At 75.3% G+C, this 4,358-nt stretch carries 4 protein-coding genes; 3 read left to right on the top strand and 1 reads right to left on the bottom strand.

Annotation, left to right across the window (positions count from 1 at the left end; all coding sequences use genetic code 11):
* Nucleotides 1–1,042: amidohydrolase family protein (locus HGA02_RS11715; protein ID WP_246247708.1), on the top strand; the 1,042-nt coding region annotated here is incomplete at its 5' end.
* Between the two features lie 75 nt (nucleotides 1,043–1,117).
* Here HGA02_RS11715 and HGA02_RS11720 read toward each other — a convergent pair.
* Nucleotides 1,118–1,729: a methyltransferase gene (locus HGA02_RS11720; RefSeq protein WP_168679160.1), complete on the bottom strand. Its 612-nt coding sequence runs from the start codon at nucleotides 1,727–1,729 to the stop codon at nucleotides 1,118–1,120.
* 110 nt (nucleotides 1,730–1,839) lie between these two features.
* On the opposite strand from HGA02_RS11720, the gene hflX reads away from it, so the two are divergent.
* The gene (gene hflX, locus HGA02_RS11725; RefSeq protein WP_162351714.1) at nucleotides 1,840–3,360 is read left to right on the top strand and encodes a GTPase HflX; all 1,521 of its coding nucleotides are present in this window, start codon (nucleotides 1,840–1,842) and stop codon (nucleotides 3,358–3,360) included.
* Between the two features lie 35 nt (nucleotides 3,361–3,395).
* Nucleotides 3,396–4,358 (top strand): DEAD/DEAH box helicase (locus tag HGA02_RS11730; protein WP_168679161.1); only part of this gene is annotated, 963 nt, incomplete at its 3' end.

Below are 4,358 nucleotides of genomic sequence, written 5' to 3' on the forward strand. Positions count from 1 at the left end.
CACGGTCGAGCCGGGGGCGGTCGCGCTCGTGCGAGCGCGGCTCGACGCGGCACCGCCCGCGCCCGGCGCTCCGCTCGTCGGGTTCGGGTTCCGTGACGGGCTCTGGCCCGACGAGCCCACGACCGCGCTGCTCGACGCCGCCGTCGGCGACGTCCCCGTCGTCCTCGTCTCGGGCGACCTGCACTGCGCGTGGCTCTCGACCGCCGGGCTGCGGATGCTCGGCGTCGGCGCGCACGACGGCGGCCTGCTGCGCGAGGGCGACTGGATGCCGCTCCAGGGGACCGTCGACCACGTGCCCGACGACGTCGCCGACGCGGCGGTGCACGACGCGGCCCTGGCCGCGGCCGCCCGCGGGGTCGTCGGGGTGGTCGACCTGGAGATCGCCGACAACCTCGACGTGTGGCGCCGCCGGGCCGCCGCGCGGCGGGGGGTGCTGCGCGTCCGTGCCGGCGTCTGGGAGGAGTACCTCGACCGCGTCGTCCGCGACGACCTGCACACCGGCGACCGCGTCGCGGGGCTCGTCGAGCAGGGACCGCTCAAGGTCATCACCGACGGCTCGCTCAACACGCGCACCGCCTACTGCCACGAGCCCTACCCCGGCACGTCCGACCGCGGAGTGCTGTCCGTCCCGCCTGAGCACCTCGTCCCGCTCATGACGTACGCGCGGTCGCACGGCCTGCGGTGCGCGATCCACGCGATCGGCGACGCCGCCAACGCGCTCGCGCTCGACGCCTTCGCCGCCTCCGGCGCGGCCGGGTCCGTCGAGCACGCCCAGCTCCTCGACGATGACGACGTGCGACGGTTCGCCGCGCTCGGCGTCGTCGCGAGCGTGCAGCCCGAGCACGCGATGGACGACCGCGACGTCGCCGACCACCTGGACCTCGGCGAGCGCCTCGCGGTCCTGTCGACGCCCACCGTCCTGGTCCTCGACGCGACCGGACGCGTCCGTCGACGGGCGACCGGCGTGCCGTCGCTCGCGCAGCTGCGCGCCGCGATCGCGGAGGCGTCGGCGATGGCGGCTCCCGGGGCCGCCCAGTCCTAACGGGGCGGCCAGGGCGCTGGGGCGCCTCGGCGACGCCGGATCGCGGGTCCCGTCAAGGGCGCGCGGGTGACCGCCTCAGGCGTCCCGCACGACGAGGACCCGGAACCCCTTCGCGCTCGCGGACCGCTCGACGACGACACCCGCGCCGAGCGTCTCCGCGAGCCAGCGCTGCAGCGAGTCCGCACCGAGGTTCTTCCCGACGACGAGGTGCGCGTCGCCGCCCGCCGCACGTCGCGGCAGCCAGCGCAGCAGGAGCGCGTGCAGCGCGTCCTTGCCGACGCGGATCGGCGGGTTGGACCGGATCGTCGCGAACCGCACGTCATCGGGGACCTCGTCGGGCAGGGCCGCCACGACGTTGCCGAGGCCGAGCGCCGCGGCGTTGCGCCGGACCAGGTCGAGCGCGCGCTCGTTCACGTCGACGGCCCACACGCGCGCGCCCGGGGACTCGAGCGCGAGCGCCAGCGCGACGGGACCCCAGCCGCACCCGAGGTCGAGCAGGTCGCCGGTCGACGGTGGCGCAGGGGCGGTGCGCAGCAGGACCTGCGTGCCGTGGTCGACGTGGTCGGGGGAGAAGACGCCGCCCGCGGTCTGCACCTGCACCGGTCGCCCGGCCAGCTCGACGGTCAGCGTGCGCAGCTCGACCGGGGACGCGGGCTGCGCGGTGAAGTAGTGCTCCTGGCCGCTCACGCGCCGACCCTACCCGCGCACGCTCGGCCCGCAGCGAAATGGATCGCACCCCGGGGGAGCGCGTGCGACCCTGGAAGCGCAGCCGACGAAGCCGATCCGAGAGGCACCGCGTGAACGACCCGCAGCACACCACCCACGAGACCGAGGCGTACGAGCCTCGCTCCGTGCAGGACGTCGCCGACGACGTCGTCGCGCGTGTGCTCGCCCGGGCCGGCACCGCGCTGCAGGACGGCGGCACCGTCCACTCGACGTACGACGGGGACCAGCTCGACCTCGAGGAGCGCACGTCGCTCCGCCGGGTCGCGGGCCTGTCGACCGAGCTCGAGGACGTCACCGAGGTCGAGTACCGGCAGCTCCGTCTGGAGAAGGTCGTGCTCGTGGGCGTCTGGGGCACCGGCACCGCGGAGGACGCCGAGGTCTCGCTGCGCGAGCTCGCGGCGCTCGCCGAGACGGCCGGCTCCGAGGTCCTGGACGGCGTCATCCAGCGTCGCCGCACCCCCGACCCGGGCACGTACCTCGGGTCGGGCAAGGCCGCCGAGCTCGCGCTGCTCGTCGCGTCGGTCGGCGCGGACACCGTCGTGGTCGACGGCGAGCTCGCCCCCTCGCAGCGTCGTGCGCTCGAGGACATCGTGCGGGTCAAGGTCGTCGACCGGACCGCGCTGATCCTCGACATCTTCGCCCAGCACGCCAAGTCCCGGGAGGGCAAGGCGCAGGTCGAGCTCGCACAGCTCGAGTACCTGCTCCCGCGCCTGCGCGGCTGGGGCGAGTCGATGTCCCGGCAGGCCGGTGGCCAGGTCGGCGGCGCCGGCGCAGGCATGGGCTCGCGCGGTCCCGGTGAGACGAAGATCGAGCTCGACCGGCGCCGGATCCGCAACCGCATGGCCAAGCTGCGCCGCGAGATCGCGGCGATGGAGCCCGCACGGCTCACCAAGCGCGCGTCGCGTCGCAAGAACGCGATCCCGTCGGTCGCCATCGCGGGCTACACCAACGCCGGCAAGTCGTCGCTGCTCAACCGGCTGACCAACGCCGGGGTGCTCGTCGAGAACGCGCTGTTCGCGACGCTGGACCCGACGGTCCGCCGCGCCGAGACGACCGACGGGCGCGTCTACACGCTCGCCGACACCGTCGGGTTCGTGCGGGCGCTCCCGCACCAGCTCGTCGAGGCGTTCCGGTCGACGCTCGAGGAGGTCGCCGACGCCGACCTCATCCTGCACGTCGTCGACGCGTCCCACCCCGACCCGGAGGGGCAGATCGCGGCCGTGCGGCACGTGTTCGCCGACATCCCGGGCGCGATGGACGTGCCGGAGATCATCGTGCTCAACAAGGCGGACCGCGCGTCCGACGAGGCGATCACGCGGCTCCGGTCGCGCGAGGTGCACTCGGTCGTCGTGTCCGCCCACACGGGCGAGGGCATCGAGGAGCTCCAGGCGCTCATCGCCGACCAGCTCCCGCGGCCCGGCGTGGCCGTCGACGTCGTCGTCCCGTACGACCGCGGCGACCTGGTCAGCCGGGTGCACGAGCACGGTGACATCGACCACGAGGAGCACACGGCGCAGGGCACCGCGCTGCGCGCGCGCGTCGACCAGCAGCTCGCGGCCGAGCTCACCGCGGCGGCGGTCCGGACCGCCTGACCGACGGCGTGGGTGACCGCGACTACGCTGTCGCGGTGCCCGATGCGGAACCGACGGTCGACGACCTCCTGGACCTCGCCGTCGGCGCCCTCGGCGGCGCCCGCCGCGACGGGCAGCACGCGATGGCGCAGGCCGTCTCGCGGTCGCTCGAGACCGGCGAGCACCTGCTCGTCCAGGCGGGGACCGGCACCGGGAAGTCGCTCGGGTACCTCGTCCCCGCGGTCCGGCACGCGGTCCTCGCGGACGAGCACGTCGTGGTCTCGACCGCGACGCTCGCGCTCCAGCGGCAGGTCGTCACGCGCGACCTGCCGCTCGTCGCGGACGCGCTCGCACCCCGGCTGCCCCGCCGCCCGCACATCGCGCTCCTCAAGGGCTGGCACAACTACCTGTGCGTGCACAAGGTCGCCGGCGGCTACCCCGAGGACGAGCCCGGCACGCTGTTCGACCTCGGTGACCACGCGGGCGCCGCGGACCACCCCGCACCCGCCGGTGCCGGGCGACGCGACGGCAGCGAGTCGCTCGGCGAGCAGATCCTCCGCCTGCGCGAGTGGGCGGAGGAGACCGACACGGGCGACCGTGACGACCTCGTCCCCGGCGTGACCGACCGCGCGTGGCGGCAGGTGTCGGTCACGTCGCTCGAGTGCCTCGGCACGCGCTGCCCGATGATCGAGGAGTGCTTCCCCGAGCGCGCGCGGGCGTCGGCGCGCGAGGCGGACGTCGTCGTGACGAACCACGCGATGCTCGGCATCGCCGCGTCCGGCTCGCCGGGCGTCCTACCCGAGCACGACGTGCTCATCGTCGACGAGGCGCACGAGCTCACGGACCGCGTGACCGCGCAGGCGACGTCCGACCTGTCGTTCGCGACCGTCGACCACGCCGCACGCCTCGCGCGCCGGCACGGGGGAGTGCCGACGACCGACCTCGACGCGGCTGCGCAGGCGCTCGCGGCGGTGCTCGTCGAGCTGCCCGAGGGCCGGTTCCCCGACGGGCTGCCCGAC

It is taken from the genome of Cellulomonas septica (assembly GCF_012396155.1).
In the GTDB taxonomy this organism is placed as follows: domain Bacteria; phylum Actinomycetota; class Actinomycetes; order Actinomycetales; family Cellulomonadaceae; genus Cellulomonas; species Cellulomonas septica.